Genomic DNA, 26,861 nt, shown 5'->3' on the forward strand with positions numbered 1-26,861 from the left:
ATTCGTTAAGCCTCTGCTCTACAAGAACAGCACAATAGGTGCCAATGAGCCTAAATGGTCTCATCAGAACCTATTGCCTATTTATTAATGAAACCTTTGTAATGGCGTTTGATCAATTGGCTTTCGATCTGCTTCATTGTGTCAAGCGCAACGCCGACAACGATGAGAATCGAAGTACCACCAATTTGAACAGATTGCGGCAATCCAGCTAGTGCCCCGAAGAACACTGGCAAGATGGATACGCCAGCAAGGAAGATAGCTCCAGCAAGTGTAATGCGAGACATTACACGCGTCAAGTACGTAGCTGTTGCTTTCCCCGGACGAATTCCTGGAATATAACCGCCATTCTTTTTCATTTGATCAGCCATTTGCTGTGGATTCAACTGTACAAATGTGTAGAAGAACGTAAACCCGATAATCAAGAGAACGTATAAGAACATGCCAAGCGGCTTGTTCAATCCCATATGTTCAATGATCCAACGAGCCCACGGCTTATCCGCCCAGAATTGAGCAATTGTAGCCGGGAACATCAAAAGCGAAGATGCAAAGATGACCGGAATAACGCCTGCACCATTTACTTTAAGCGGAATGTGCGTGTTCTGTCCACCATACATTTTGTTACCCACAACACGTTTAGCGTATTGTACCGGGATTTTACGGTTCCCTTGCTGAATGTAGATAACACCCACCACAATCAGCACGATAACCAATACGATAACGATCATTTTGACGATGTTGAGGAACATTTGTCCGCTTGCATCGGCAAATTGACTACGATAAATCTCCCCGATATGAATCGGGATAGCTGCGACGATACCTGCGAAAATCAGAATCGAGATACCGTTGCCGATACCCTTTTCCGTGATTTGCTCACCGATCCACATCAAGAACGCCGTACCAGCAGTCAAGACAATCGCGATTAGGACATAATCCGCAAATGTCGCACCTGGAACCAGCTGCGCACCGTACATGCGATTAAACCCAATCGCCGTACCGAAAGCTTGAATCAATCCCAATATTACGGTACCGTAGCGCGTGATTTGGGAAAGCTTACGTTTGCCGACTTCTCCTTCTTTCGCCCATTGAGTAAACTTCGGAATGACGTCCATCGACAGAAGCTGTACGATGATCGATGCCGTAATGTACGGCATAATTCCTAGAGCAAAGATAGAGAATTTAAACAGCGCACCACCAGAGAATGTGTTCAGCATGCTGAACAAATCCGTGTTTTGGTTTGCTGTAGCAAAGACCGACGTATCGACGCCGGGAACCGGTATAAAGGACCCGACGCGATAAACGATCAGAACCATGAGCGTAAACAAAATCTTACGTCTCAAGTCCTCGACTCGCCATATATTCGATACGGTCTTGAACATTAGATCACCTCGGATTTACCGCCGGCAGCCTCGATCTTCTCTACCGCAGATTGAGAGAACTTATTAGCTTTGACCGTCAATTTAACGGACAGCTCGCCATTGCCCAATACTTTGATTCCGCTCATTGGGTTGTTCACGATGCCTTGTTCCATCAACAATTCCGGAGTTACTTCCGTACCAGCCTCAAAGCGGTTCAAATCCGTTACGTTAACTACCGCATACTCTTTACGAGTAGGATTTACAAAGCCGCGTTTTGGCAGACGACGGTAAAGTGGGTTTTGTCCACCTTCGAAGCCCGGACGAACACCACCGCCAGAACGGGAATTTTGACCCTTGTGACCACGGCCAGATGTTTTACCGTTTCCTGTCGCGATACCACGGCCTACACGATTACGTGTTTGGCGGGAACCAGGTGCCGGAGAAAGTTCATTCAACTTCATCGTTCGTCGCACCTCCTTTAATATTTATGACTCTAATCTTTTGTATTGTACCATGTAATCTATATCCGATTACAGAAGTCGTATGGTGTTACCCTTACGCTTCGATCTCTTTGACTTCAACCAAGTGTTTAACTTGGTTTACCATTCCGCGGATCGCAACGTTGTCGTTATGAACAACCGTCTGATTCAACTTGCGCAAACCCAAAGTGTTCACCGTTTGGCGATGAGTTTCCGGGCGACCGATCAGACTGCGAACGAGGGTAATTTGCAATTTCGCCATCTTCGTCCCCTCCTTAACCTAACAGTTCTTCAACGGATTTACCGCGCAATTTTGCTACTTGTTCAGCTGTCTTCAAACGAGACAAGCCTTCCAATGTAGCGTTAACCATGTTCATGGAGTTAGAGGAACCAAGCGATTTCGTCAAGATATCGCCTACACCAGCCAACTCAAGAACGGCACGTACTGGACCGCCTGCGATAACCCCAGTACCTTCGGATGCTGGCTTCAAGAGAACTTTACCAGCGCCGAACTGACCAATTACTTGGTGAGGGATTGTCGTGTTAACAAACGGAACATGAATCAGGTTTTTCTTAGCGTCTTCGATACCTTTGCGGATTGCGTCTGGTACTTCGGATGCTTTACCGATTCCAGCGCCAACCCAGCCCTTGCCATCGCCGACAACCACGAGAGCGCTAAAGCTAAAGCGACGTCCGCCTTTAACAACTTTAGCAACGCGGTTAATTTGAACAACTTTTTCAGAAAGTTCTAACGTGTTTGGATCAACTCGCAAGTCGTTTACCTCCTTCGATTAAAAATTAGAATTCAAGACCAGCTTCGCGTGCTGCGTCAGCCAAAGCTTGAATACGTCCATGGTACAAGTAACCACCGCGATCGAATACGATTGTCTCATATCCTTGCTCTTTCGCACGTTTTGCGATCAATTCGCCAACTTTGCGAGCGGATTCTACGTTACCACCATTTTTGATATCTCCACGAAGCTCTTTATCCATAGTCGAAGCGGAAGCGACTGTTACGCCTTTCACGTCATCGATAAGTTGAGCGTAAATATGTTTGGAAGAACGGAATACGTTCAAACGAGGACGTTCCGTTGTACCTTCGATTTTTTTACGGACACGCAGGTGTCTTTTCAAACGAGCTTTGTTCTTATCGCCTTTGGTAATCATCGGATTGTTTCACTCCCTTCAGTTTAACCATTAAGCTGCTAAGGTAAGTGAGCTAGGCAAGATCTTACTTCTTCTTGCCTGCTTTACCTTCTTTACGAATGATGCGTTCGCCTTCGTACTTGATACCTTTACCTTTGTAAGGTTCTGGTTCACGTACTGCACGAATGTTCGCTGCATATGCACCAACGCGCTCTTTATCAATGCCTTTAACGATGATTTTCGTTTGAGCAGGCACTTCGAATTCAATACCAGCTTCCGGTGTAATTTCAACCGGATGGGAGTATCCTACGTTCAAGACAAGCTTGTCGCCGGATTTGTTAGCACGGTAACCTACACCGACCAACTCAAGGGTTTTGGAGAAACCATCAGTTACTCCGCTAACCATGTTGTTGATTACGCTGCGTGTTGTACCGTGCAACGAACGATGAAGTTTATTTTCAGAAGGACGTTCTACGGAAATGACGTTCTCTTCTACAGACACTTTCATGTCTTTATGAAGTTCACGAGTCAAAGTTCCTTTCGGTCCTTTTACTGTAATAACGTGGTTTTCCAAAGTGACAGTTACGCCACCTGGTACCTCAATTGGTTTGCGACCAATACGGGACATGTTGTTGCACCTCCAATCTTATGCGAATGGTTTACCAAACGTAGCAGATTACCTCGCCGCCGGATTTGGACTGGCGAGCTTCTTTGTCAGTCATGACGCCCTTGGACGTCGAGATGATTGCGATACCGAGACCGCCCAGTACACGAGGAACCTCATTAGCTTTCGTGTACACGCGCAGTCCTGGTTTACTGATGCGCTTCAAGCCTGTGATAACACGCTCGTTGTTTGCACCGTACTTCAGGAACACGCGAATGATCCCTTGTTTGTTGTCATCGATATATTCAGCGTCACGGATAAAGCCTTCACGCTTCAAGATTTCTGCGATTTGCTTCTTCATAGTAGAAGCAGGCATTTCCACCGTTTCATGACGCACTGTATTAGCATTGCGAATGCGTGTAAGCATATCTGCAATCGGATCGGACATAACCATTAGTGTAAACCTCCTTCCCGCAACAGGGTTGATTACCAGCTTGCTTTTTTAACGCCAGGAATCTGGCCTTTGTATGCCAATTCGCGGAAACAAATCCGGCAAATTTTGAACTTACGTAATACGGAATGCGGACGTCCGCAGCGCTCACAGCGCGTATATGCCCGTACTTCAAACTTCGGTTTGCGTTGTTGCTTGATTTTCATCGAAGTTTTTGCCACGTGAGTTGACACCTCCTAGAGATTTGTGTCGATGGATTCAAAACTGATTGCTCAGTTCGTATCTCAAACGTAACCGACCTTTTTACGAATTACTTCGCGAAAGGCATGCCGAGTTGCGTCAACAATTCGCGGGACTCTTCGTCCGTCTTCGCCGTCGTAACGATGACGATATCCATACCACGAACCTTGTCAACTTTATCGTACTCGATTTCAGGGAAGATGATTTGCTCCTTCAAACCGAGTGTGTAGTTGCCGCGGCCGTCAAACGCTTTGTTCGAGATACCGCGGAAGTCGCGTACACGAGGAAGCGTGACATTGAACAATTTGTCCAAGAAGTGATACATGCGCTCGCCGCGCAATGTAACTTTCACACCAATCGGCATTCCCTCACGAAGCTTAAAGCCTGCGATAGACTTCTTCGCGCGAGTGATTACTGGCTTTTGACCAGCGATTTGTTGCAATTCAGCTACTGCAGTATCCAAAACTTTGGAGTTTTGAACAGCCTCACCCATACCGATGTTGATGACGACTTTCTCCACTTTTGGAGCTTGCATAACTGATGTATAGTTGAACTTCTGCACTAGCGCAGGAGTAATTTCGTTCAAATAACGTTCTTTCAAACGAGCTGCCATCTAGAATGGACCTCCTTTCCGAAGCGATTAGTCGATAATTTCGCCGGAGCGTTTAGCTACGCGCACTTTTTTACCGTTTTCCACTTTGTAACCGATGCGCGTTACTTTACCCGACTTTGGATCCACGTGCATAACGTTAGATGCATGAATTGCTGCTTCTTGCTCAACGATACCGCCTTGTGGGTTCTTAGCGTTAGGCTTCTGATGCTTCTTCACCATGTTTACGCCTTCCACAATAACGCGGTTTTCACGAGGGAATGCTGCAATAACACGGCCTTTTTTGCCTTTATCTTTACCCGTGATCACGATGACAGTGTCATCTTTTTTCACGTGCAATTTGTTGTTATGCGACTCGAGAATTTTTTTCAATCGTGGCATGTGTCACACCTCCTGAGTCTTGCCTGGCGGGCAAGTTGATTAGATAACTTCCGGTGCCAGGGAAACGATTTTCATGAAGTCTTTTTCGCGAAGTTCGCGAGCGACAGGTCCGAAAATACGAGTCCCACGTGGGCCCTTATCTTCTTTCACGATAACCGCTGCGTTTTCGTCAAATGCGATGTAAGAACCGTCTTTACGGCGAACAGCACGCTTCGTACGAACGATAACCGCTTTGACTACGTCACCCTTTTTGACAACGCCGCCTGGTGTTGCTTGTTTGACGGAGCATACGATCAAGTCACCGATGTGAGCTGATTTACGGCCAGTACCGCCCAACACGCGAATACACATCAGTTCTTTCGCACCAGAGTTGTCTGCTACATTTAAACGTGAAAATGCTTGAATCATTCGAATGTCCTCCTTTCGGTGAAACTATCCGTTCATTAAACGATAACTGCTTTCTCAACGATTTCAACGAGTCTCCAGCGCTTGTCTTTCGACAACGGACGCGTCTCCATGATTTTCACAGTATCGCCAATTTTGGCTTCGTTATTTTCGTCATGCGCTTTGAACTTCTTCGTGTATTTGATGCGTTTGTGATACAAATCATGCTTCTTGTATGTCTCAACCGCTACTACGATTGTTTTGTCCATTTTGTCGCTGACAACTTTACCAATTTGCACTTTACGAGCGTTACGTACTTCACTCATTAGTGTTCTGCCTCCTTCCTGGATACAGGATGTCTATTTTTCCGAAACTGACATCTTGGTGAATTAGCTAGTAATACCAAGTTCTCTTTCACGCAGAATCGTATGTGCACGAGCAATCGCTTTACGCACGTCACGAATGCGAGTTGGGTTGTCAAGCTGTCCGGTAGCCAATTGGAAACGGAGGTTGAAAAGTTCTTCCTTGAATCCGGCAATCTTTTGTTCAATTTCAGCAGTGGTCAAGTTGCGGAATTCACTAGCTTTCATTTGCTTCACCACCCATTTCTTCACGTTTCACAAACTTAGTCTTGACAGGCAGTTTGTGAGCAGCAAGGCGCATAGCTTCGCGAGCTACCTCTTCAGGTACACCGGAAAGTTCGAACATTACTTTACCAGGCTTAACTACAGCAACCCACTTCTCAACGTTACCTTTACCGCTACCCATACGAACCTCAAGCGGCTTAGCCGTAATTGGTTTGTCTGGGAAAATTTTAATCCATACTTTACCGCCACGTTTGATGTAACGAGTCATCGCAATACGAGCAGCCTCGATTTGACGGTTCGTAATCCATGTAGGCTCCAATGCTTGCAACCCGTATTCACCGAAGTGAACTGTCGTGCCACCTTTAGCTTGACCCTTCATGCGTCCTTTTTGCTGCTTCCGGTGCTTTACACGTTTAGGTACCAACATGATTAGTTGCCTCCTTCCTCAACAGCCTTTTTCTTAGCCGTAGGAAGTACCTCTCCACGATAGATCCATACTTTTACGCCGATACGGCCGTAAGTTGTATGAGCTTCAGCTGTGCCGTAGTCGATGTCGGCGCGAAGCGTATGAAGTGGCACTGTCCCTTCGCTGTATCCTTCTGTACGAGCGATTTCAGCACCGCCCAAACGACCGCTTACTGCAGTCTTGATCCCTTTCGCACCAGCGCGCATGGAACGTTGAATTGATTGTTTCAAAGCGCGGCGGAAAGAAACGCGGCGTTCCAGTTGTTGTGCAATGCTCTCTGCAACGAGAGTTGCGTCCAAATCTGGAGTTTTGATTTCCGAGATGTTGATGTGTACTTTTTTGCCGTTAGCAATTTTCGTTACTTCACGACGAAGTGCTTCAACTTCGGAACCGCCTTTACCGATTACCATACCCGGTTTCGCAGTGTGGATTGTAACGTTCACGCGGTTAGCTGCACGTTCAATCTCAATGCGGGATACGGCGGATTCTTTCAATTTATTTTTAAGGAATTCACGAATCTTCACGTCTTCGATGAGCAATGTACCGAAATCTTTCTCGGCATACCACTTGGATTCCCAATCGCGGATAACGCCCACTCGAAGTCCGACTGGATTTACCTTTTGACCCACACGTTGTCCCTCCTTATTTTTCAGATACTACAAGCGTGATGTGGCTTGTTCTTTTGTTAATTCGGCTCGCACGTCCCATAGCGCGTGGACGGAAACGTTTCATCGTTGGACCTTGGTTCACGAAGACTTCCGAAATAACGAGATTATTAACGTCCATTTGATGGTTGTGTTCTGCATTGGCAATTGCAGAGTTCAACAATTTTTCAACCACTGGCGAAGCTGACTTCGGCGTGTGGCGCAAAATTGCGATTGCTTCGCCCACTTGTTTGCCGCGGATCAAGTCAATAACGAGCTTAACTTTGCGCGGGGCGATGCGAATGTTATTCGCATGTGCTTTTGCTTGCATGGAAGTACCTCCCCTCGAATGCTCTCTAATCAATAATTAGCGTTTGCCTGTTTTTCTGTCATCGTCATGACCTTTGTACGTACGCGTTGGCGCGAATTCGCCAAGCTTATGGCCGACCATATCTTCCGTTACGTACACTGGCACATGTTTACGTCCGTCATATACCCCGAACGTGTGACCGATGAATTGAGGGAAAATTGTAGAACGACGGGACCAAGTCTTGATAACAACTTTTTTGCTTGTATCGTTCAATTCTTCAACTTTCTTCATCAGGTGACCATCAACAAATGGTCCTTTTTTCAAACTGCGACCCATGTATGAATCCTCCCTTCGACAGAACTGATTCGCTTGCGATTACGCTGCTGCGCAATGAAACGGAAACATATTATTTCGTGCGACGACGAACGATATATTTATCGGAATGTTTGCCTTTTTTACGCGTTTTGTAACCAAGTGTCGGTTTGCCCCATGGAGACATAGGAGACTTACGACCGATTGGAGCTTTACCTTCACCACCACCGTGAGGGTGATCAACCGGGTTCATTACCACACCACGAACGACTGGACGTTTGCCCAACCAGCGGTTACGGCCTGCTTTACCGATTTTGATAAGCTCATGGTCTCCGTTACCTACGGAACCGATTGTAGCACGGCACACTTTCAACAATTTACGAACTTCGCCAGAAGACAAGCGTACTGTTACGTACTTTTCTTCTTTACCAAGCAATTGAGCTTCCGTACCAGCGGCGCGAACCAACTGACCACCCTTACCTGGTTGCAATTCGATATTGTGGATAACTGTACCTACTGGAATGTTTTCCAATGGCAATGCGTTACCGATTTTGATGTCTGCGCCGGAACCGGATTCGATTACGTCGCCTACTTTCAACCCTTTAGGAGCGATGATATAACGCTTTTCACCATCAGCATAGTTGATCAATGCGATATTGGAAGTACGGTTTGGATCGTACTCGATTGTAGCAACGCGGCCTGGAATGCCATCCTTGTTACGTTTGAAATCGATGATACGGTATTTACGCTTGTGTCCACCACCGTGGTGACGAACCGTAATTTTACCTTGGTTGTTGCGGCCCGCAGTTTTGCTCAAAGGAGCCAACAACGATTTCTCCGGTACATTCGTTGTAATTTCTTCGAACGTGGACACGCTCATATTACGACGAGCCGGGGATGTCGGTTTGTACTTTTTGATAGGCACTTGTTTTCCCTCCTTACTTTAGAAATCTATATTAAACCGTCTCGAAGAACTCGAGTGGCTTGCTGTCTTTTGCCAAAGTGACGAACGCTTTTTTCCATTCGGAAGTGTAGCCGGAGTGACGGCCATAGCGTTTTGGCTTAGCAGGCATACGAAGCGTGTTCACGTTCGCAACCTTCACTTTGAAGATTTGTTCTACAGCCAATTTGATTTCAGTCTTGTTAGCACGCATATCAACTTCGAATACGTATTTCAAGTCATTCATCATGTCTGCTGTACGCTCAGTAATAACCGGACGCTTAATGATATCGCGAGGGTCTTTCATTATGCGAACACCTCCTCTACCTTCTGAACCGCATCCTTCGTAATGATGAGCTTCTCATGGCGAAGAACATCATATACGTTGACACCGTCAGCTGCAACAAGCTTTACAGAAGGAATGTTGCGAGCGGAAAGTGCTACGTTGTCGTTGTACTCAGGAAGCACGACAAGCGCTTTGCGATCCACTTTCAGGTTGTTCAATACTGCCGCGAATTCCTTCGTTTTTGGCGTGTTCAAAGCAAGGCTATCGATTACGATAATTTGCTCTGCCAACACTTTCGAAGACAATGCGGATTTAATCGCCAAACGACGAACTTTCTTAGGAAGCTTGTAAGCATAGCTACGTGGTGTCGGTCCAAATACTGTACCGCCGCCAACCCATTGTGGCGAACGAATGGAACCTTGACGCGCACGACCTGTGCCTTTTTGTTTCCATGGTTTGCGACCGCCGCCGCTAACTTCGGAACGGTTCTTAACTTTGTGAGTACCTTGACGCATAGATGCAAGCTGCATCACGACTGCATCATGAAGTACATGTTTGTTTGGTTCAATGCCGAATACGCTGTCGGACAATTCGATCTCGCCAACTTGCGCACCGCTCATGTTGTAAACTGCTACTTTAGGCATTATGTGCTCCTCCTTTCCTCACCAATTACTTTTTAATTGCAGATTTAATGTTAACGAAGCTGTTTTTAGGGCCTGGAATAGAACCTTTAACGAGGATAACATTGCGTTCTGCATCCACTTTAACAACTTCAAGGTTTTGAATTGTTACTGTGTCAGTACCCATGTGACCTGGAAGGCGTTTGCCTTTTGGTACGCGGTTCGCTTGAATGGAACCCATGGAACCTGGACCACGATGGTAACGGGAACCGTGAGACATAGGGCCCGTGCTTTGTCCCCAACGCTTAATTACGCCGGCAAAGCCTTTACCTTTCGAAATACCTGTAACGTCAACGTATTCTCCCTCAGCGAACAAATCAGCCTTCAATTCTTGGCCAACTTCATATTGAGAAAGATCCACACCACGAAGTTCTTTAACGTAGCGCTTAGGTGTTGCGTTAGCTTTTTTCGCGTGACCGATTTCTGGTTTCGTAGCACGCTTTTCTTTCTTATCAGCGTAGCCGATTTGGATTGCTTCGTAGCCATCGTTCTCAACGTCTTTCTTTTGCAGAACGACGCAAGGACCAGCTTCGATAACAGTTACCGGCAGTACATTACCTTCAGCGGTAAATACTTGAGTCATGCCGAGCTTTTTACCTAAGATACCTTTCATGTTGACACCTCTTTTCTTTCCTTAGTCCGTTCATAGTGAAGTAGAAACGGCTTTGCTATCCACATGTGGATAACCGTTTCAACTAACTTACAATTTGATTTCGATATCTACACCGGACGGCAAGTCCAAGCGCATCAGCGCATCCACCGTTTGCGGCGTTGGATTCACGATGTCGATAAGGCGCTTATGAGTGCGCATTTCGAACTGCTCGCGGGAATCCTTATACTTGTGCACCGCACGAAGAATCGTAATGATTTGCTTCTCCGTTGGCAACGGGATTGGACCGGATACTCCAGCACCGGAACGTTTTGCCGTTTCAACGATTTTCTCAGCGGATTGGTCAAGAATTCTGTGATCGTATGCTTTCAAGCGAATACGAATTTTTTGCTTTGCCATTTTAGTCCCTCCTTTTATCGCCCAATTTTGCATCGGACATACTCCGTGAAAATTTTCCTAACACATCGCCATGGCAAAGGGGCCGGGTGTGTCGGTAACCTCTCACTTCATCGCAACGTCGACGAACAACATTCACTATTATATATAAATGTCCTGACTATTGCAAGTTTTTTTCGTAACTCTTTTCAGACGATTGCTTGCGGGCAGCCAGGACATAACATAACTCAATTCTATTAGGCACTTGTTAGAGTCTATCACAGTTTATATAAATATTGAAAGATGAAGGTTCTGGATGCTGTTCCAACCTCCGTAAGCTGTCCGATTTACTTTGCTCTCCATACGGTACCGTCGGAGAACTTAACCGATGTTACCTTCACACTTGCCTTGACCATATTGTCATGGAAATGCATCTTCCAGGTGTAGACTCCTCTACTCCCCATTCCTATCACCTCGGAAAGATTTTGGGCAATTCCCTTTAATGATGATTCCTTTGTTATGGTATTTCGGACGACTCGGTTGTAACTGTCATATCCCGTCACAATAACTTCGAATGCGACTACTCGCTTCTCCGATAAATTTATGATGTCAACATTTACTTTAGGAGTACCTATAGAGTCATAACTTACTTCTGTACCTAGCACTTTTAGTGGTTGGTTATTATTTCTCTTCAACTCTTGCTTCAAATACGCTTTGACTTCTTTTTCGAATATCTTATACTCCTGATCTAATTGGTACTTTACGTCTTCAAGTCGTGTCTTACTTTTGTAAAAATCGATTTCCTCTATAGCTCTTAAGTTTGCTACTTTTTCCCCCTCGACGGTAACCACATTAAATAAAACCGTTCCTAAGTATCCCATCACTATTCGTTTTGCATTATCCTCTTGCTTGTTACCTTTTACTGCAGCGACAGTTTCAACATTACGTAGGGTTTCAAACTTCTCTTGTATTTGACCATCTTGCAAGTAGAAATGCTTAATTTGAATTTGACTCATCGTTTGTCCAGTGCGATTATAAACTTTATCGTCTGTGACCCAAATATTCAATTCATTGTTATAGGTTGAAGAATTGAGCTTCAATTGTATCGTTTTACTTTTTGCTTCCCATGTCATATCACCAAACATTTTCAGATCGCTTAAACGAATTACGTTTGTATTATCAATTTGATATGCTGTCAGCTTAAGGTTCCCCACGTAGATTTCTTTGTCTGTATAATGAACCGTAATTTCCTTTTTTGAAGGAGCTGTATTTCCTTGTTTTACTCCTTTTATTTCCTTATTAAGGTTACGAGAAATACGTATAGGATCCGTTTTTCCACCAACTGCTACATCGAATCCGTATTCGATTAGCTGTTTAACCGGTATCCAGAAAGAATTACGAAATGTATAGCCTGATATCGAAATCCCGTTAATTTTTCCTTTCATTTGCTCAGATGAGATCTTCCCTATAGCAGCACTTTCTTGTAAATAATTCGATTTTGCTGATGCTATACCCGACATCGAGGTCAGTAGTAATACACTTACAAGCATCAATACAACCGCCTGACTCATCCACTTTCTCATTTGTCTCCCCCTGTTTATAAATAAAGTAAATACGAAAGCAAGCATAACACGCAAAACATCCATAACATAGAAAAAGACTAGTCATTAAACCAGTCTCTTCCACTGTATGCTGGATTTCTATCGACAAAGAAATCAACGTGACTATAAATGCTTCATTTAGGATTCAATTGCTCAGCTGAAAATGCAACCTCTACTTTCACCTCATGTATACAGCTGATCATCCTTAAAAGGTGAATCATCACCTTGAATAAGCTCCAATGCGATGTACTATGCTTTACATGCTCCACGATTTGCTGAAATGCACCTTCTTATTAGCGGCCAACTTGTTCCCTCTTTAGCTACAATGGCCAACTTGCGCCATGCTCACCTGCTCGGTCGTTCTAGTCGATCCCGTTCTTCATATGTTTGTACAAGCTGGTGCTCAAGACATTTCATCGGTATGCTGTTCCAATGTCAGTTGCAAACATTCTATTGGACAGTGTTTTAGAATCAGCTGTTTTAATTGATCCATACTTATGATTGTTAACTTGTTAAAACTTCTCTGTCATACCTTTCATCTGTGGCAATAAATATAGCCTAAACTGACATAGCAAGGTAAGTTTGTCCCACGTCAAACCGATGACATCGATGTATGGGATGAGTTGTGGATAAAAGAATCATAGCTTGTTCTAATGGTTGGCTTTCTGTAGATATTATAACTTTGTTATCCACAGTACGTTCCTTGGTTTACTTGGCACCCCATTCCCAGCAGCTTGTTGCTCCTTCTTATTGCTTCCCTCCTGTGTCTCACTACTTCCACAAATATTCTATTTTCTCTAGCTCTACGTACCTATACCTTTTGAATTTTATTACATATTATAGCGCTATAACGGAATATTCGTGTAAAGCATTCTGGTCAGCACTTCTTAAAAGAATGATGAACATTAGCTGTTCTTTATATAAAGCAAAAACCCCTTATCACAAGGATAAGGGGCTTTTATTACCGACTATTGTCGGTACTATCATTATTTGATGATAGTTGCAACCGCACCAGCACCTACTGTACGGCCACCTTCGCGGATCGCGAAGCGAGTACCTTCTTCAATCGCGATTGGAGCGATCAATTGTACAGTAACTGTGATGTTGTCACCAGGCATAACCATTTCAGTACCTTCTGGCAAGTTGATGATACCAGTTACGTCCGTTGTACGGAAGTAGAACTGTGGACGGTAGCCTGTGAAGAATGGCTTATGACGGCCACCTTCTTCTTTAGTCAAAACGTAAACTTGAGCAGTGAACTCAGTGTGTGGTTTAACCGAACCTGGCTTAACCAATACTTGGCCACGCTCGATGTTGTTGCGGTCTACACCACGAAGCAACGCACCGATGTTGTCACCAGCTTGAGCGGAATCCAAAAGTTTACGGAACATTTCAACGCCTGTTACTACGGACTTGCGAGTCTCTTCTTGGATACCAACGATTTCGATCTCGTCGCCGACTTTAACAGTACCACGCTCTACGCGGCCAGTAGCAACTGTACCACGACCAGTGATGGAGAATACGTCCTCGACTGGCATCAAGAATGGCTTGTCAGTGTCACGTTCTGGAGTTGGGATGTACTCGTCGATTTGTGCGAACAATTCAACGATTTTGTCAGCCCATTCTCCGTCTGGGTTTTGAAGAGCTTCACGAGCGGAACCGCGGATAACTGGAGTGTCATCGCCAGGGAATTCGTATTCGCTAAGCAAATCGCGAATTTCCATTTCAACCAATTCCAACAACTCTTCGTCTTCAACCATGTCGCATTTGTTCATGAATACGACGATGTAAGGTACGCCTACTTGGCGAGACAACAAGATGTGCTCACGTGTTTGTGGCATTGGGCCGTCAGCTGCGGATACTACGAGAATCGCGCCATCCATTTGAGCAGCACCAGTGATCATGTTTTTAACATAGTCGGCGTGACCTGGGCAGTCAACGTGTGCATAGTGACGGTTAGCGGACTCATACTCTACGTGGGACGTGGAGATTGTGATACCGCGCTCGCGCTCTTCTGGAGCTTTATCGATTTGATCGAATGCTACAGCTGCACCGCTACCATATTTTTTAGACAGAACTGTTGTGATAGCAGCTGTCAAAGTTGTTTTACCATGGTCAACGTGACCAATTGTACCGATATTAACGTGCGGTTTCGTACGTTCAAACTTAGCCTTTGCCATTTGAACTAGTCCTCCTTCAATGAGTGGAATAGATATATGTTATAAGCAGCTGAGACACACAACAAGTCATGTGCTCAGCCGATTGCAAATGAATCAGAAGCGAAATTATTCGCCTTTGTTCTTCGCGATAATCTCTTCGGAGATATTCTTAGGAACTTCTTCATAGTGAGAGAGTTCCATGGAGAACACACCGCGTCCTTGAGTACCGGAACGCAAAGTTGTGGAGTAACCAAACATCTCGGAGAGAGGTACCTTAGCACGGATAATTTGTGCACCAGCACGAGCATCCATACCTTCGATACGACCACGACGGGAGTTCAACATACCCATAACATCGCCCATGTACTCTTCTGGCACTGTAACTTCTACTTTCATGATTGGCTCAAGCAATACTGGCTTACACTTGTCCTTAGCAGCTTTAAGCGCCATGGAACCAGCGATCTTAAACGCCATTTCACTTGAGTCAACATCATGGTAGGAACCGTCGAAGATAGTAGCCTTGATATCAACAAGCGGGAAGCCTGCCAAGACACCGTTCTTCATCGATTCTTCAATACCAGCTTGAACCGCAGGCACGTATTCACGAGGGACTACGCCACCAACAATTTTGTTCTCGAACTGGAATCCTGTTCCTGGCTCGAGAGGTTCGAAGTCGATCCATACGTGACCGTATTGACCACGACCACCGGACTGACGTACGAATTTACCTTCAACTTTAGCTGGTTGACGGAATGTCTCACGATAAGCAACCTGTGGGCTACCTACGTTCGTATCAACCTTGAACTCACGACGCATACGGTCGATGATGATATCAAGGTGAAGCTCACCCATACCAGACAAGATCGTTTGACCTGTCTCTTCATCAGTGTAAGCACGAAGTGTTGGGTCTTCTTCTGTCAACTTCGCCAAAGCAGTACCCATTTTATCTTGGTCTGCTTTAGTCTTCGGCTCAACTGCGATACTGATAACCGGATCTGGGAAGTTCATGGATTCCAAGATGATCGGAGATTTTTCATCGCAGAGTGTGTCGCCTGTACCTGTATCTTTCAAACCAACGGCAGCAGCGATATCACCAGCATAAACTGTAGCGATTTCCTCACGGCTGTTCGCATGCATTTGAAGGATACGGCCAATACGTTCACGTTTGCCTTTTGTCGCGTTCAAGACGTAAGAACCGGAGTTCAATACACCAGAGTAAACGCGGAAGAACGTCAACTTACCAACATAAGGGTCAGTCATGATCTTGAACGCAAGTGCCGAGAACGGCTCTTCATCCGAAGAATGACGAACTTCTTCTTCACCATCTTCAAGATGACCTTTAATGTCAGGTACATCAAGTGGGGATGGCAAGTAGTCAACGACAGCATCAATCATGAGCTGTACGCCTTTGTTGCGGTAGGAAGAACCACATACTACTGGGAAGATTTGGACGCTACATACCCCTTTGCGAAGAGCTGCTTTCAGTTCAGGAACTGTAATTTCTTCGCCTTCAAGGTATTTCATCATCAGATCTTCGTCAAGTTCTGCGATTTTCTCTATCATTTCCATACGAAGTTCAGCGACTTTGTCTTTGAACTCAGCAGGAACTTCTGTTTCATCAACTTCTTTACCCAAGTCATCTTTGAAGATGTAAGCTTTCTCTTCCATCAAGTCAATGATGCCTGTAAAGTCGTTTTCTGCACCGATAGGAAGCTGAATAGCAACAGCATTCGCTTGCAAACGATCCTTCATGGACTCGATAACGTTGAGGTAATCAGCGCCGATGATGTCCATTTTGTTAACGTATGCGATACGAGGTACGCTGTACTTGTCAGCTTGACGCCATACCGTTTCAGATTGCGGTTCTACGCCTTCTTTAGCGGAGAACACGCCTACTGCTCCATCCAATACGCGAAGGGAACGCTCAACCTCTACCGTAAAGTCAACGTGCCCCGGAGTGTCGATGATATTTACACGATGGCCCTTCCATTGCGCTGTAGTCGCAGCGGAAGTGATCGTAATACCACGCTCTTGCTCTTGTTCCATCCAGTCCATCGTAGCGGCGCCTTCATGCACCTCTCCGATTTTGTGAGTACGGCCTGTGTAGAACAAGATACGTTCCGTAGTTGTTGTTTTACCGGCATCGATGTGAGCCATGATTCCGATGTTACGCGTATTTGCTAAGGAGAACTCTCTTGCCATGGAATGGTCTCCCTTCAAATTGGGTTTGGTTACTCGAATATCGAGACCAAAACAGCTTTATCCTACCAACGGTAGTGAGCAAACGCTTTGTTCGCTTCAGCCATTTTGTGCGTATCTTCGCGTTTCTTAACTGCTGCACCAGTGTTGTTGGAAGCATCGATAATCTCTGCTGCCAAACGCTCTTCCATCGTTTTCTCACCGCGGTTGCGGGAGTAGTTAACCAACCAGCGCAATCCCAAGGATGTGCGGCGCTCAGGTTTAACTTCGATAGGCACTTGATAGTTAGAACCACCTACACGGCGAGCCTTAACTTCAAGGACTGGCATGATGTTTTTCAGTGCTGCTTCAAATACTTCCATAGGATCGTTGCCTGTACGCTCACGAATGATTTCGAAAGAATTGTACAAGATCGATTGAGCAACACCACGTTTACCGTCGAGCATGATGCGGTTGATCAAGCGAGTAACAAGCTTGCTGTTATACACCGGATCCGGCAACACGTCGCGCTTAGGAACTGGACCTTTGCGTGGCATGTGAATCCCCCTTTCTGAGTAGCATTAACTTCTTATTTCTTTGCTTTAGGACGCTTCGTACCGTATTTGGAACGAGCTTGCATACGATTGTTTACACCTGCAGTATCCAAAGCACCGCGAACGATGTGGTAACGAACACCCGGAAGGTCTTTTACACGACCACCGCGAACGAGAACAACACTGTGCTCTTGCAAGTTATGGCCGATACCACCGATGTACGCTGTAACTTCTACACGGTTCGTCAAGCGAACACGAGCATATTTACGAAGCGCGGAGTTCGGTTTCTTCGGAGTCATTGTACCTACACGAGTGCAGACACCGCGTTTTTGAGGCGCGCTCAAATCCGTTTCTTCACGTTTCAACGCGTTGAAACCTTTTTGCAAAGCTGGGGATTTGGATTTAGTAACTTTATCTTTGCGGCCCTTACGTACCAATTGGTTAATTGTTGGCATGTTGGCACCCCCTTCCCATATTATCGACACCTTCACAAATCATTCATCTAAGTCCACAGATCCAGGTGGTTCATAAATGAACAAATGAAATGTCTTTGCCCCAGAATTTCTTCTGTTACAAAAACAATCGGCTTCCTTATTCTTCTTCAACGACAGCTGCGACGGCTGCACCTACTTCAATGCCGCATGCCTTGCCAAGATCGCGCATCGTGCTGACATATGTCAATTTGATACCCTTCTTCTCACATAAGCTTACGACTTTCGATGTAACGCGTTCATCAGCGTCTTCGGCAATGTACACCTCGATGGCCTTATCAAGCTCAACCATCTTCAATGTTTGCTTCGTCCCAATACGAATTGTTGCATCCTGTAAACCTTTTTCATTAGACATGAAGCATGTTCCTCCAAAAGCACAGGTCTTTGTCTTGGGCACACTACGACATAATATCACTTCGTTTACCCAGTGTCAAGCAATTTCGTAACTTCTTTTTCAAAACAATATATTTGTTACAAAAATGGAGGTTGGCGCCGTACTAGACAGCGCCAACCAACTCATTTGAAACTCATTATTTGAGCTTACTCAGCTGCGCCAACACTTGCTGCATCTAGGGATTCTTCCGTTACTTCCTCGTCAAGCGGATTAATCACTTTAACGCTGCGATAACGGTTCATACCTGTACCTGCAGGGATCAGCTTACCGATAATAACGTTCTCTTTCAAGCCGAGCAATTGGTCGACTTTACCTTTGATCGCTGCATCAGTAAGAACGCGAGTTGTCTCCTGGAAGGATGCTGCAGACAAGAAGGAGTCTGTCTCCAAGGATGCCTTCGTGATACCGAGCAAGATCGGTTTCGCAACAGCAGGTTCCTTGCCAGAGAGGATCGCCTCTTTGTTCGCTGCTTCATATTCATGCATGTCAACGAATGATCCTGGAAGCAATGTCGTTTCACCCGCATCGATGATACGGATTTTGCGAAGCATTTGCTTGATCATAACTTCGACGTGCTTATCGTTAATTTCTACCCCTTGGTTCCGGTATACGCGTTGAACTTCTTGCAAGATGTAGTTCTGAACGCCACGGATACCTTTAATGCGGAGCATTTCTTTAGGGTCGATGGAACCGTCTGTAATCTCATCGCCGGCTTCGATTGCCATGCCTTCGCTTACGCGGACACGAGAACCGTATGTGACGGAGTACACTTTGGACTCTGCCTCACCTTGGATTTCGATTTCACGACGATCTTTCGCTTCGCGAATTTCCTTAACCACACCGTCGATCTCGGAAATGATCGCTTGCCCTTTCGGATTGCGCGCCTCGAACAACTCTTGGATACGCGGCAAACCTTGTGTAATATCGTCACCCGCGACACCACCGGTATGGAACGTACGCATGGTGAGCTGTGTACCTGGTTCACCGATGGACTGCGCCGCGATGATACCAACAGATTCACCAATTTCAACGTGCTTACCAGTCGCCAGGTTGCGACCATAACAAATTTTACATACACCGTGACGAGCACGGCAGCTGAGTACGGAACGGATCATCATCTTCTGTACGCCAGCATTGACGATCAACTCTGCCTTATCCGTATCGATCAGTTCGTTGCGGTTAACAAGGATTTCCCCTGTCTCCGGATGGCGAACTGTTTCACCGGAATAGCGACCTTCGATACGATCGTACAAGCCTTCGATAACTTCTTTACCGTCGGAGATGTTGGCTACTAAGAAGCCTTTATCCGTACCGCAATCTTCTTCACGAACGATAACGTCTTGTGCAACGTCAACGAGACGACGAGTCAAGTAACCCGAGTCCGCCGTACGAAGAGCCGTATCCGCGAGACCTTTACGCGCACCGTGAGTGGAAATAAAGTATTCCAGGACCGTCAGGCCCTCACGGAAGTTCGATTTAATTGGCAACTCAATGATTCGACCGGACGGGTTGGCCATGAGACCACGCATACCACCCAGCTGAGTAATCTGCGATTTGTTACCCCGTGCTTTGGAGTCAACCATGAGCATGATGGAGTTATAGCGTTCCATCGATTTCATCAAAATATCGGTAATCCGATCTTTCGTGTTCGACCAGATTTCGATGACACGGTCATAACGTTCTTCGTTCGTAATCAGACCGCGACGATATTGGTTCGTAATCACGCGTACTTTCTCTTCGGATTCCTTCAAGATATCCACTTTCTCTTGCGGTACGATAACGTCGGATACCGCGATCGAGATACCAGCCTTCGTGGAATACGTGAAACCGATTTGCTTGATACGGTCCAAGATAACAGAAGTCTTCGTCGTATGGAAAATATCAAAGCAGCGGGCGATAATTTGACCAAGATAGTCTTTACCTACCCCACCTGTTTGCGGAATATTTTCAATCAACTCTCTAATATTCGCGCCTTTTTCATATACGAAATAGTGTTCCGGTGTTCCCTCGAACAAGTTGCGCTTCGTCGGCTCGTTGATGTACGGGAAGTCCGCCGGGAAGATTTCGTTGAAAATGATACGTCCAACCGTTGTAATGAGGAACGCATCTTGTTGTTTTTCAGTAAAGTCAGATTTACCCAATGCACGTACTGGAATCGCAACGCGTGCGTGCAAGGATGCCGAACCGCGTTGATAAGCAGATACAGCCTCGTTAACGGAGCCAAAGATCATGCCTGTTCCTTTAGCTTCCTTGTTGTCCATCGTCAAGTAGAAGGATCCAAGAACCATATCCTGAGATGGGGTTACAACTGGCTTACCGTCTTTCGGGTTCAAGATGTTGCCGGAAGCGAGCATAAGAAGACGAGCTTCTGCTTGCGCTTCTGCAGACAACGGAACGTGAACCGCCATTTGGTCACCGTCGAAGTCAGCGTTATAGGCTGTACATACGAGTGGGTGAAGACGGATTGCTTTCCCTTCTACCAAAATCGGCTCAAATGCTTGGATACCGAGACGGTGAAGTGTTGGTGCACGGTTAAGCAATACTGGATGCTCGCGAATCACTTCTTCGAGAACGTCCCATACTTCCGGGCTAATGCGCTCTACTTTACGTTTCGCGCTCTTAATGTTGTGTGCCAAACCTTTATTCACGAGTTCTTTCATGACAAAAGGTTTGAACAGCTCAAGCGCCATTTCCTTCGGCAAACCACATTGGTACATCTTCAAGTAAGGACCTACGACGATAACGGAACGACCAGAGTAGTCAACCCGTTTACCGAGCAAGTTCTGACGGAAACGACCTTGCTTACCTTTGAGCATATGGCTGAGCGATTTCAATGGACGGTTACCAGGGCCTGTAACTGGACGACCACGGCGACCGTTATCAATCAAGGCGTCTACTGCTTCTTGCAGCATACGCTTCTCGTTCTGCACGATAATGTCCGGGGCACCCAAGTCAAGCAAACGCTTCAAGCGGTTGTTCCGGTTGATTACACGGCGATACAGGTCATTCAAGTCAGACGTCGCGAAGCGACCGCCATCGAGCTGTACCATTGGACGAAGCTCTGGAGGAATAACCGGAAGAACATCGAGAATCATCCAATCTGGCTGGTTGCCAGAGTTGCGGAATGCTTCGATTACTTCCAGACGCTTGATCGCACGGTTGCGGCGTTGGCCTTGTGCCGTACGAAGTTCTTCCTTCAGCACTTCAAGTTCTTTCTCAACATCCAAGTCTTGCAAAAGCTTCTTAACCGCTTCTGCACCCATTCCTGCTTGGAATGCGTGACCGTACTTCTCACGGTAGCTGCGATATTCCTTCTCAGAAAGCAATTGCTTCTTCTCAAGAGGCGTATCGCCAGGCTCTGTTACAACATAAGATGCGAAGTAAATGATCTCTTCCAAGGAACGTGGAGACATGTCCAGCGCCAAGCCCATGCGGCTTGGAATGCCCTTGAAATACCAAATGTGCGACACAGGAGCAGCCAATTCAATATGACCCATCCGTTCGCGGCGCACCTTCTGACGTGTTACTTCAACGCCGCATCGATCACAGACAACGCCTTTGTAGCGTACACGCTTGTATTTACCGCAATGACACTCCCAGTCTTTCGTCGGTCCGAAAATCTTCTCGCAGAACAAACCTTCTTTCTCCGGTTTGAGCGTACGATAGTTAATCGTTTCCGGCTTCTTGACTTCGCCACGAGACCAAGAACGAATCTTTTCGGGAGAGGCAAGCCCGATTTTCATAAATTCAAAATTGTTGACGTCCATCAAGGAGCGACCCTCCTTAATCTGTACTTGAGTGTACCGCTCTGTTAGTACACAGGAGCGGAATTCTGTGTTCGAACCATATATGGGTTGGCGGTGGCCGTATAGCAAATGCTAACGGCCACCGTCCGATCCAACGTTATACGACTTCGGCAGCTTACTCGATGACGTACTCGTCATCCATGCCGAGATTCAACTTATCCTGCGGAATATCGTCATCTTCATCGAATTCGCGCATTTCAATTTCTTCTTCGTTCTCTGTCAAGATTTTGACATCCATACCCAAGCTTTGCAGCTCTTTGATAAGGACTTTGAACGACTCAGGAACACCTGGCTCAGGAACATTTTCGCCCTTCACAATCGATTCGTACGTCTTCACGCGGCCGACAACATCATCAGACTTGACGGTAAGAATCTCTTGCAGAGTATAAGCTGCACCGTAAGCTTCGAGCGCCCATACCTCCATCTCACCGAAGCGCTGACCACCGAACTGTGCTTTACCACCGAGCGGCTGCTGCGTAACGAGCGAGTATGGTCCAGTTGAACGTGCGTGAATTTTATCGTCAACCATGTGTGCGAGTTTGATCATGTACATGACACCAACGGTAACTTCACGCTCGAACGGCTCACCTGTACGACCATCGTACAAGATCGTTTTACCGTTGCGCTGCATGCCAGCTTCTTCCATTGTATCAAATACGTCATACTCGGTAGCACCGTCGAATACCGGCGTTGCCATATGCATGCCAAGGTAACGAGCAGCCATACCCAAGTGAACCTCGAGTACCTGACCGATGTTCATACGCGATGGAACCCCCAATGGGTTCAAGACGACTTGAACTGGTGTACCGTCTGGAAGGAACGGCATATCTTCTTCAGGCAAGATACGTGCGATGACACCCTTGTTACCATGGCGTCCCGCCATCTTATCACCCTCGGAAATTTTACGTTTTTGGGCAATATAAACACGAACGAGTTGATTCACACCTGGAGGGAGTTCATCCCCGTTCTCACGTGTAAATACTTTGACATCAACGACGATACCGTCAGTACCGTGAGGAACGCGCAAGGAAGTATCACGAACTTCACGTGCCTTCTCGCCGAAGATAGCATGCAAGAGGCGTTCTTCTGCTGTCAGTTCAGTAACCCCTTTAGGTGTTACTTTACCAACGAGAATGTCACCGTCTTTAATTTCCGCACCGACGCGGATAATACCGCGCTCATCCAAGTTCTTGAGCGCTTCTTCACCGACGTTCGGAATATCGCGGGTAATTTCTTCTGGTCCGAGCTTCGTATCACGAGCTTCGGACTCGTATTCTTCAATGTGAATGGACGTATAAACGTCTTCTTTCACCATTTTCTCGGATAGCAAAATCGCATCCTCGTAGTTGTAACCTTCCCACGTCATGAACGCGACAACAACGTTGCGTCCAAGGGCCAATTCGCCGACCTCTGTGGAAGGGCCGTCCGCCAAGATGTCGCCTTTTTTCACGATATCGCCTTTCTTGGCAAGTGGACGCTGGTTAATGCATGTTCCTTGGTTGGAACGCATAAACTTCTGCAATTTATATTTGACGAGGTCACCTTTAACCTCTTTACCATCAATCACTTCAATTTTGCGAACTTGAACTTCATTCGCTGTAACACGCTCGACGACACCGTCTACTTTGGAGACGATACATACGCCGGAGTCTTTCGCAGACTTGTATTCCATTCCTGTACCAACAAACGGAGCTTCTGGCACGAGCAAAGGCACCGCTTGCCGCTGCATGTTTGATCCCATGAGCGCACGGTTGGAGTCATCATTCTCCAAGAACGGAATAAGCGCTGTTGCAACCGATACAACCTGCTTCGGCGATACGTCCATATAGTCAATACGATCCGTAGGCATTGTCAAAATGTTATCAGATTGCTTATTGTAACGAACGATAGCTGTTTCGTCACGGAATGTACCATCTTCATTCAGCGGCGCATTCGCCTGTGCGACTACGTAGTTATCTTCTTCGTCAGCAGTCATATAATCGATATGATCTGTAACTTTACCTGTCTTCGGATCGATCCAACGGTATGGTGCTTCGATAAAGCCATACTCGTTCACTCTAGCGAATGTAGACAAGGAGTTGATCAAACCGATGTTCGGGCCCTCTGGAGTCTCGATTGGACACATACGGCCATAGTGGGATGGATGGACGTCACGAACTTCAAAGCCCGCGCGCTCACGCGTCAAACCACCAGGTCCGAGTGCAGACAGACGACGCTTGTGCGTAAGTTCCGCAAGTGGGTTCGTCTGATCCATGAACTGAGACAACTGGGAGCTACCGAAGAACTCCTTAATGGATGCAATAACAGGTCTGATATTAATCAACGCCTGCGGTGTAATCACGTTCGCGTCTTGGATAGACATGCGTTCGCGCACAACACGCTCCATACGAGACAAACCGATGCGGAATTGGTTCTGCAGCAATTCACCTACAGAGCGCAGACGACGGTTGCCCAAGTGGTCGATATCATCTGTGCTGCCAATTCCATGCAACAAGTTAATAAAGTAGTTAATCGATGAGATAATATCCGCTGGAGTAATGTTCTTCACGGATTTATCAATGTTACGATTAGCAATAATTTTAATAACTTTGCCGTCTTCGATTGGAGAGAATACGTCGATAACCTGTACTGGGATATCTTCAGACTCCATTACTCCGCCTGCCACATGATAGGTCTTGAAGCCAACATTGCTTTCAAGACGAGGCAAAATTTCGTCTAAGAGACGACGGTCAACGACTTGACCAGCTTCCGCAATAATTTCACCTGTTTCCGTATCAACAAGCGTTTCTGCCAAACGTTGATTGAACAAGCGATTCTTAATGTGAAGCTTCTTATTAATCTTGTAACGACCTACATTCGCTAGATCATAGCGCTTCGGATCAAAGAAACGTGCGATCAGCAAGCTTCTTGCATTCTCCAATGTAGGAGGTTCGCCTGGACGAAGACGCTCATAGATTTCAATCAGAGCCTTCTCTGTTGAATCCGTATTATCTTTATCCAGCGTATTACGGATATACTCATCATGGCCAAGCAAATCTAAGATTTGCTCATCTGTACCAAATCCGAGTGCTCTCAGCAATACCGTAACCGGAATTTTACGAGTACGGTCGATACGAACATAGATAATGTCCTTCGCATCCATCTCAAGTTCCAGCCATGCACCACGATTCGGAATAACTGTCGCCGTGTAAGTTTTCTTCCCGTTCTTGTCAACTTTAGTACTGAAATAGACACTCGGAGAGCGAACTAACTGGCTGACAATTACACGTTCAGCACCATTAATAACGAACGTGCCCGTTTCCGTCATGAGCGGGAAATCACCCATAAACACTTCCTGCTCTTTGACCTCTCCGGTCTCTTTGTTAAGAAGGCGCACTTTTACACGGAGCGGCGCCGCAAAAGTTACATCGCGTTCTTTCGAATCATCGACTGTATATTTGGGTTCACCCAAGCTGTAATCGATAAATTCCAAAACCAAATTACCTGTGAAATCCTGAATCGGTGAAATATCTTGGAACATTTCACGCAATCCCTCGTCCAAAAACCATTGATACGATTTCTGTTGGATTTCAATCAAGTTCGGAACTTCGAGTACCTCTTTGATGCGCGCATAACTGCGCCGAGTGCGTCGTCCATATTGAACAAGATGTCCTGCCAACTTTAACTCACCCCTCATGTCTACTCACAAAAATGGATTGCGAATCCTTTTCGATATCCTTTATAATAAAGTCCACGAAAGAGACTCTAAAAACGAATAATATAGTACAAAATGTCAGAAAAAAGAAAAACGCACGTTCACGGCAAAACGCAAATGCGATGGACGCCGTTTCCCCCGTGTCGCCGTTTCCTGTTGTCGATTACAACTTCATATCCGATAGACTTGCCCAAAATGTAAACATTATACGTCATTTCGCAAAAATGTATGCATCCTTTCAAAAAAAGGCTTGACAATTTGGTCATGTAAAGACATGAAGCCTATCCTAATACTGACATTTTATAATAATACCATATTGGGTACTTGGAGTCAACTTGGAAATGATTTCTTTGCTTGATAGATCCGATACCCTTTGTCCTTCACTACTAATTCTACGTTTTCTTCTCCAAACAACTGTTGCAGCTTCGCTTCAGCTGATGGCGCCCCCTGTTTCTTCTGAATCACGATCCAGAGAGCTCCTCCATCCACTAGATGCTGATAGGATTGTTCGAATATCCGATGAACAACTTCTTTGCCTGCACGAATTGGTGGATTCGTAAGAATTACAGAATACTGTTCATTGCCAAGCGCATTAAGACCATCACTCTCTTGAATCGTGACGTTATGGATTCCATTAAGAAGAGCATTCTCTCTCGCCAAATCCAAGGCCCGTTCATTCACATCTACCATGGTGACTTGCCCACGCTTAGCCAGCTTTGCCGCAGTCAATCCAATTGGGCCATATCCACAGCCCACATCAAGAACAGCAGCATCTTCAGGGATGTCCATGCAATCAATCAGCACACGACTGCCGTAATCGACACCACCCTTGGAAAACACACCTGCATCTGATACAAATGCTAGCTGCATACCACGCAAAGCTGTAGTCCATTTTTTTCGATCATGCTCTACATCTGGACGCTTGCTGTAATAATGGCCTGTCATCTCGATCCCTTCCTGTCATGGTGAAAATAAAAAGTGCTGTCGTTCATTGGCTAAGATGCGCGTCGAGTTCCCTTTTTACACTTCGTATTCGATTACATCCATGCTAAATCGGTAAGTCGTATCTTAGACAACGAACCCCTTGAAAACAGGTTCAAGGGGTTCGCACTTTCGCAAGCAGA

31 protein-coding genes are annotated in these 26,861 nt (G+C 46.0%); all 31 read right to left on the reverse strand.

The genetic code is table 11. The features are described 5' to 3' along the window. Nucleotides 1-77: 77 nt before the first annotated feature. Entirely contained in the window at nt 78-1,376 is a 1,299-nt protein-coding gene (gene secY, locus NO352_RS19240) for a preprotein translocase subunit SecY (RefSeq protein WP_005544526.1), read from the reverse strand. Then, nucleotides 1,376-1,816: a 50S ribosomal protein L15 gene (rplO, locus tag NO352_RS19245; protein WP_005544528.1), complete on the reverse strand. Its 441-nt coding sequence runs from the start codon at nt 1,814-1,816 to the stop codon at nt 1,376-1,378. Before rplO ends, secY begins: the two co-directional genes overlap by 1 nt. Before the next feature lie 94 nt (nt 1,817-1,910). Further along, nucleotides 1,911-2,096, reverse strand: a complete 186-nt coding sequence (gene rpmD / locus NO352_RS19250; protein ID WP_005544529.1) for a 50S ribosomal protein L30 — start codon at nt 2,094-2,096, stop codon at nt 1,911-1,913. 13 nt (nt 2,097-2,109) lie between these two features. Further along, nucleotides 2,110-2,607 (reverse strand): 30S ribosomal protein S5, encoded by a 498-nt coding sequence (gene rpsE, locus NO352_RS19255; RefSeq protein ID WP_005544531.1) that lies wholly within the window; start codon nt 2,605-2,607, stop codon nt 2,110-2,112. Between the two features lie 25 nt (nt 2,608-2,632). Further along, complete coding sequence (gene rplR / locus NO352_RS19260; protein WP_163979321.1) at nt 2,633-3,001, reverse strand: 50S ribosomal protein L18; 369 nt, start codon at nt 2,999-3,001, stop codon at nt 2,633-2,635. Between the two features lie 64 nt (nt 3,002-3,065). Next, the gene (gene rplF / locus NO352_RS19265; RefSeq protein WP_021252448.1) at nt 3,066-3,608 is read right to left on the reverse strand and encodes a 50S ribosomal protein L6; all 543 of its coding nucleotides are present in this window, start codon (nt 3,606-3,608) and stop codon (nt 3,066-3,068) included. 31 nt (nt 3,609-3,639) lie between these two features. Further along, the gene (gene rpsH, locus NO352_RS19270) at nt 3,640-4,038 is read right to left on the reverse strand and encodes a 30S ribosomal protein S8 (RefSeq protein WP_005544534.1); all 399 of its coding nucleotides are present in this window, start codon (nt 4,036-4,038) and stop codon (nt 3,640-3,642) included. Nucleotides 4,039-4,070: 32 nt separating this feature from the next. Next, nucleotides 4,071-4,256: a type Z 30S ribosomal protein S14 gene (locus NO352_RS19275; RefSeq protein ID WP_005544535.1), complete on the reverse strand. Its 186-nt coding sequence runs from the start codon at nt 4,254-4,256 to the stop codon at nt 4,071-4,073. 89 nt (nt 4,257-4,345) lie between these two features. Further along, nucleotides 4,346-4,888, reverse strand: coding sequence for a 50S ribosomal protein L5 (gene rplE / locus NO352_RS19280; RefSeq protein WP_005544536.1), 543 nt, complete (start codon nt 4,886-4,888; stop codon nt 4,346-4,348). 27 nt (nt 4,889-4,915) lie between these two features. Continuing rightward, entirely contained in the window at nt 4,916-5,266 is a 351-nt protein-coding gene (gene rplX, locus NO352_RS19285) for a 50S ribosomal protein L24 (protein WP_005544537.1), read from the reverse strand. 39 nt (nt 5,267-5,305) lie between these two features. Then, complete coding sequence (gene rplN, locus NO352_RS19290; protein ID WP_005544538.1) at nt 5,306-5,674, reverse strand: 50S ribosomal protein L14; 369 nt, start codon at nt 5,672-5,674, stop codon at nt 5,306-5,308. A 35-nt stretch (nt 5,675-5,709) separates the two neighbouring features. Continuing rightward, entirely contained in the window at nt 5,710-5,976 is a 267-nt protein-coding gene (rpsQ, locus tag NO352_RS19295; protein ID WP_005544539.1) for a 30S ribosomal protein S17, read from the reverse strand. 63 nt (nt 5,977-6,039) lie between these two features. Beyond that, nucleotides 6,040-6,240, reverse strand: coding sequence for a 50S ribosomal protein L29 (gene rpmC, locus NO352_RS19300; RefSeq protein ID WP_005544540.1), 201 nt, complete (start codon nt 6,238-6,240; stop codon nt 6,040-6,042). Next, on the reverse strand, nt 6,230-6,664 hold the full coding sequence (gene rplP, locus NO352_RS19305; protein WP_005544541.1) for a 50S ribosomal protein L16: 435 nt from the start codon (nt 6,662-6,664) through the stop codon (nt 6,230-6,232). Before rplP ends, rpmC begins: the two co-directional genes overlap by 11 nt. A gap of 2 nt (nt 6,665-6,666) precedes the next feature. Beyond that, nucleotides 6,667-7,332 (reverse strand): 30S ribosomal protein S3, encoded by a 666-nt coding sequence (gene rpsC, locus NO352_RS19310; protein ID WP_005544543.1) that lies wholly within the window; start codon nt 7,330-7,332, stop codon nt 6,667-6,669. Between the two features lie 13 nt (nt 7,333-7,345). Further along, complete coding sequence (rplV, locus tag NO352_RS19315) at nt 7,346-7,678, reverse strand: 50S ribosomal protein L22 (RefSeq protein WP_005544545.1); 333 nt, start codon at nt 7,676-7,678, stop codon at nt 7,346-7,348. Nucleotides 7,679-7,714: 36 nt separating this feature from the next. Further along, entirely contained in the window at nt 7,715-7,993 is a 279-nt protein-coding gene (gene rpsS / locus NO352_RS19320) for a 30S ribosomal protein S19 (RefSeq protein WP_163979320.1), read from the reverse strand. 70 nt (nt 7,994-8,063) lie between these two features. Next, entirely contained in the window at nt 8,064-8,894 is an 831-nt protein-coding gene (gene rplB, locus NO352_RS19325; protein WP_005544548.1) for a 50S ribosomal protein L2, read from the reverse strand. 31 nt (nt 8,895-8,925) lie between these two features. Further along, complete coding sequence (rplW, locus tag NO352_RS19330; protein WP_005544549.1) at nt 8,926-9,216, reverse strand: 50S ribosomal protein L23; 291 nt, start codon at nt 9,214-9,216, stop codon at nt 8,926-8,928. Beyond that, nucleotides 9,216-9,839: a 50S ribosomal protein L4 gene (gene rplD / locus NO352_RS19335; RefSeq protein ID WP_005544550.1), complete on the reverse strand. Its 624-nt coding sequence runs from the start codon at nt 9,837-9,839 to the stop codon at nt 9,216-9,218. The genes rplW and rplD overlap by 1 nt, the downstream gene beginning before the upstream one ends. A 25-nt stretch (nt 9,840-9,864) precedes the next feature. Beyond that, nucleotides 9,865-10,488, reverse strand: coding sequence for a 50S ribosomal protein L3 (rplC, locus tag NO352_RS19340; protein WP_005544551.1), 624 nt, complete (start codon nt 10,486-10,488; stop codon nt 9,865-9,867). Between the two features lie 87 nt (nt 10,489-10,575). Further along, nucleotides 10,576-10,884 carry a 30S ribosomal protein S10 gene (rpsJ, locus tag NO352_RS19345; RefSeq protein WP_005544556.1) on the reverse strand — a complete coding sequence of 103 codons (309 nt, stop codon included), beginning with the start codon at nt 10,882-10,884 and terminating at the stop codon, nt 10,576-10,578. Nucleotides 10,885-11,207: 323 nt separating this feature from the next. Further along, entirely contained in the window at nt 11,208-12,443 is a 1,236-nt protein-coding gene (locus NO352_RS19350) for a hypothetical protein (RefSeq protein WP_289356536.1), read from the reverse strand. 1,004 nt (nt 12,444-13,447) lie between these two features. Beyond that, nucleotides 13,448-14,641, reverse strand: coding sequence for an elongation factor Tu (gene tuf / locus NO352_RS19355; protein ID WP_005544560.1), 1,194 nt, complete (start codon nt 14,639-14,641; stop codon nt 13,448-13,450). Between the two features lie 105 nt (nt 14,642-14,746). Continuing rightward, entirely contained in the window at nt 14,747-16,822 is a 2,076-nt protein-coding gene (gene fusA, locus NO352_RS19360) for an elongation factor G (protein WP_005544561.1), read from the reverse strand. Nucleotides 16,823-16,884: 62 nt separating this feature from the next. Continuing rightward, entirely contained in the window at nt 16,885-17,355 is a 471-nt protein-coding gene (gene rpsG, locus NO352_RS19365; RefSeq protein ID WP_005544562.1) for a 30S ribosomal protein S7, read from the reverse strand. A 32-nt stretch (nt 17,356-17,387) separates the two neighbouring features. Then, nucleotides 17,388-17,807 (reverse strand): 30S ribosomal protein S12, encoded by a 420-nt coding sequence (gene rpsL / locus NO352_RS19370; RefSeq protein WP_005544563.1) that lies wholly within the window; start codon nt 17,805-17,807, stop codon nt 17,388-17,390. A 136-nt stretch (nt 17,808-17,943) separates the two neighbouring features. Continuing rightward, nucleotides 17,944-18,198 carry a ribosomal L7Ae/L30e/S12e/Gadd45 family protein gene (locus tag NO352_RS19375; protein WP_005544564.1) on the reverse strand — a complete coding sequence of 85 codons (255 nt, stop codon included), beginning with the start codon at nt 18,196-18,198 and terminating at the stop codon, nt 17,944-17,946. A gap of 185 nt (nt 18,199-18,383) precedes the next feature. Beyond that, nucleotides 18,384-22,007: a DNA-directed RNA polymerase subunit beta' gene (gene rpoC, locus NO352_RS19380; protein ID WP_040735562.1), complete on the reverse strand. Its 3,624-nt coding sequence runs from the start codon at nt 22,005-22,007 to the stop codon at nt 18,384-18,386. A gap of 151 nt (nt 22,008-22,158) precedes the next feature. After that, on the reverse strand, nt 22,159-25,701 hold the full coding sequence (gene rpoB, locus NO352_RS19385; protein WP_268594477.1) for a DNA-directed RNA polymerase subunit beta: 3,543 nt from the start codon (nt 25,699-25,701) through the stop codon (nt 22,159-22,161). A gap of 366 nt (nt 25,702-26,067) precedes the next feature. Next, nucleotides 26,068-26,682, reverse strand: coding sequence for a class I SAM-dependent methyltransferase (locus tag NO352_RS19390; protein ID WP_289356539.1), 615 nt, complete (start codon nt 26,680-26,682; stop codon nt 26,068-26,070). Between the last annotated feature and the right edge of the window lie 179 nt (nt 26,683-26,861).

It is taken from the genome of Paenibacillus sp. S-12, from assembly GCF_030363895.1.
Classification (GTDB): Bacteria; Bacillota; Bacilli; order Paenibacillales; family Paenibacillaceae; genus Paenibacillus_B; species Paenibacillus_B alvei.

What these genes read in the sequence shown, in the direction of transcription:
- NO352_RS19350 (WP_289356536.1), bottom strand. Translation starts at nt 12,443, where the DNA reads ATGAGAAAGTGGATGAGTCAGGCGGTTGTATTGATGCTTGTAAGTGTA.
- secY (WP_005544526.1), bottom strand. Translation starts at nt 1,376, where the DNA reads ATGTTCAAGACCGTATCGAATATATGGCGAGTCGAGGACTTGAGACGT.
- rpmC (WP_005544540.1), bottom strand. Translation starts at nt 6,240, where the DNA reads ATGAAAGCTAGTGAATTCCGCAACTTGACCACTGCTGAAATTGAACAA.
- rplE (WP_005544536.1), bottom strand. Translation starts at nt 4,888, where the DNA reads ATGGCAGCTCGTTTGAAAGAACGTTATTTGAACGAAATTACTCCTGCG.
- rplV (WP_005544545.1), bottom strand. Translation starts at nt 7,678, where the DNA reads ATGCAAGCAAAAGCACATGCGAATAACATTCGCATCGCCCCGCGCAAA.
- rplW (WP_005544549.1), bottom strand. Translation starts at nt 9,216, where the DNA reads ATGAAAGACCCTCGCGATATCATTAAGCGTCCGGTTATTACTGAGCGT.
- rplF (WP_021252448.1), bottom strand. Translation starts at nt 3,608, where the DNA reads ATGTCCCGTATTGGTCGCAAACCAATTGAGGTACCAGGTGGCGTAACT.
- rplX (WP_005544537.1), bottom strand. Translation starts at nt 5,266, where the DNA reads ATGCCACGATTGAAAAAAATTCTCGAGTCGCATAACAACAAATTGCAC.
- rplR (WP_163979321.1), bottom strand. Translation starts at nt 3,001, where the DNA reads ATGATTACCAAAGGCGATAAGAACAAAGCTCGTTTGAAAAGACACCTG.
- tuf (WP_005544560.1), bottom strand. Translation starts at nt 14,641, where the DNA reads ATGGCAAAGGCTAAGTTTGAACGTACGAAACCGCACGTTAATATCGGT.
- NO352_RS19375 (WP_005544564.1), bottom strand. Translation starts at nt 18,198, where the DNA reads ATGTCTAATGAAAAAGGTTTACAGGATGCAACAATTCGTATTGGGACG.
- rpsS (WP_163979320.1), bottom strand. Translation starts at nt 7,993, where the DNA reads ATGGGTCGCAGTTTGAAAAAAGGACCATTTGTTGATGGTCACCTGATG.
- rpsG (WP_005544562.1), bottom strand. Translation starts at nt 17,355, where the DNA reads ATGCCACGCAAAGGTCCAGTTCCTAAGCGCGACGTGTTGCCGGATCCG.
- rplD (WP_005544550.1), bottom strand. Translation starts at nt 9,839, where the DNA reads ATGCCTAAAGTAGCAGTTTACAACATGAGCGGTGCGCAAGTTGGCGAG.
- NO352_RS19390 (WP_289356539.1), bottom strand. Translation starts at nt 26,682, where the DNA reads ATGACAGGCCATTATTACAGCAAGCGTCCAGATGTAGAGCATGATCGA.
- rpsL (WP_005544563.1), bottom strand. Translation starts at nt 17,807, where the DNA reads ATGCCAACAATTAACCAATTGGTACGTAAGGGCCGCAAAGATAAAGTT.
- rplP (WP_005544541.1), bottom strand. Translation starts at nt 6,664, where the DNA reads ATGTTGGTACCTAAACGTGTAAAGCACCGGAAGCAGCAAAAAGGACGC.
- rpsQ (WP_005544539.1), bottom strand. Translation starts at nt 5,976, where the DNA reads ATGAGTGAAGTACGTAACGCTCGTAAAGTGCAAATTGGTAAAGTTGTC.
- rplC (WP_005544551.1), bottom strand. Translation starts at nt 10,488, where the DNA reads ATGAAAGGTATCTTAGGTAAAAAGCTCGGCATGACTCAAGTATTTACC.
- fusA (WP_005544561.1), bottom strand. Translation starts at nt 16,822, where the DNA reads ATGGCAAGAGAGTTCTCCTTAGCAAATACGCGTAACATCGGAATCATG.
- rpmD (WP_005544529.1), bottom strand. Translation starts at nt 2,096, where the DNA reads ATGGCGAAATTGCAAATTACCCTCGTTCGCAGTCTGATCGGTCGCCCG.
- rplO (WP_005544528.1), bottom strand. Translation starts at nt 1,816, where the DNA reads ATGAAGTTGAATGAACTTTCTCCGGCACCTGGTTCCCGCCAAACACGT.
- rpsJ (WP_005544556.1), bottom strand. Translation starts at nt 10,884, where the DNA reads ATGGCAAAGCAAAAAATTCGTATTCGCTTGAAAGCATACGATCACAGA.
- rplN (WP_005544538.1), bottom strand. Translation starts at nt 5,674, where the DNA reads ATGATTCAAGCATTTTCACGTTTAAATGTAGCAGACAACTCTGGTGCG.
- rpsH (WP_005544534.1), bottom strand. Translation starts at nt 4,038, where the DNA reads ATGGTTATGTCCGATCCGATTGCAGATATGCTTACACGCATTCGCAAT.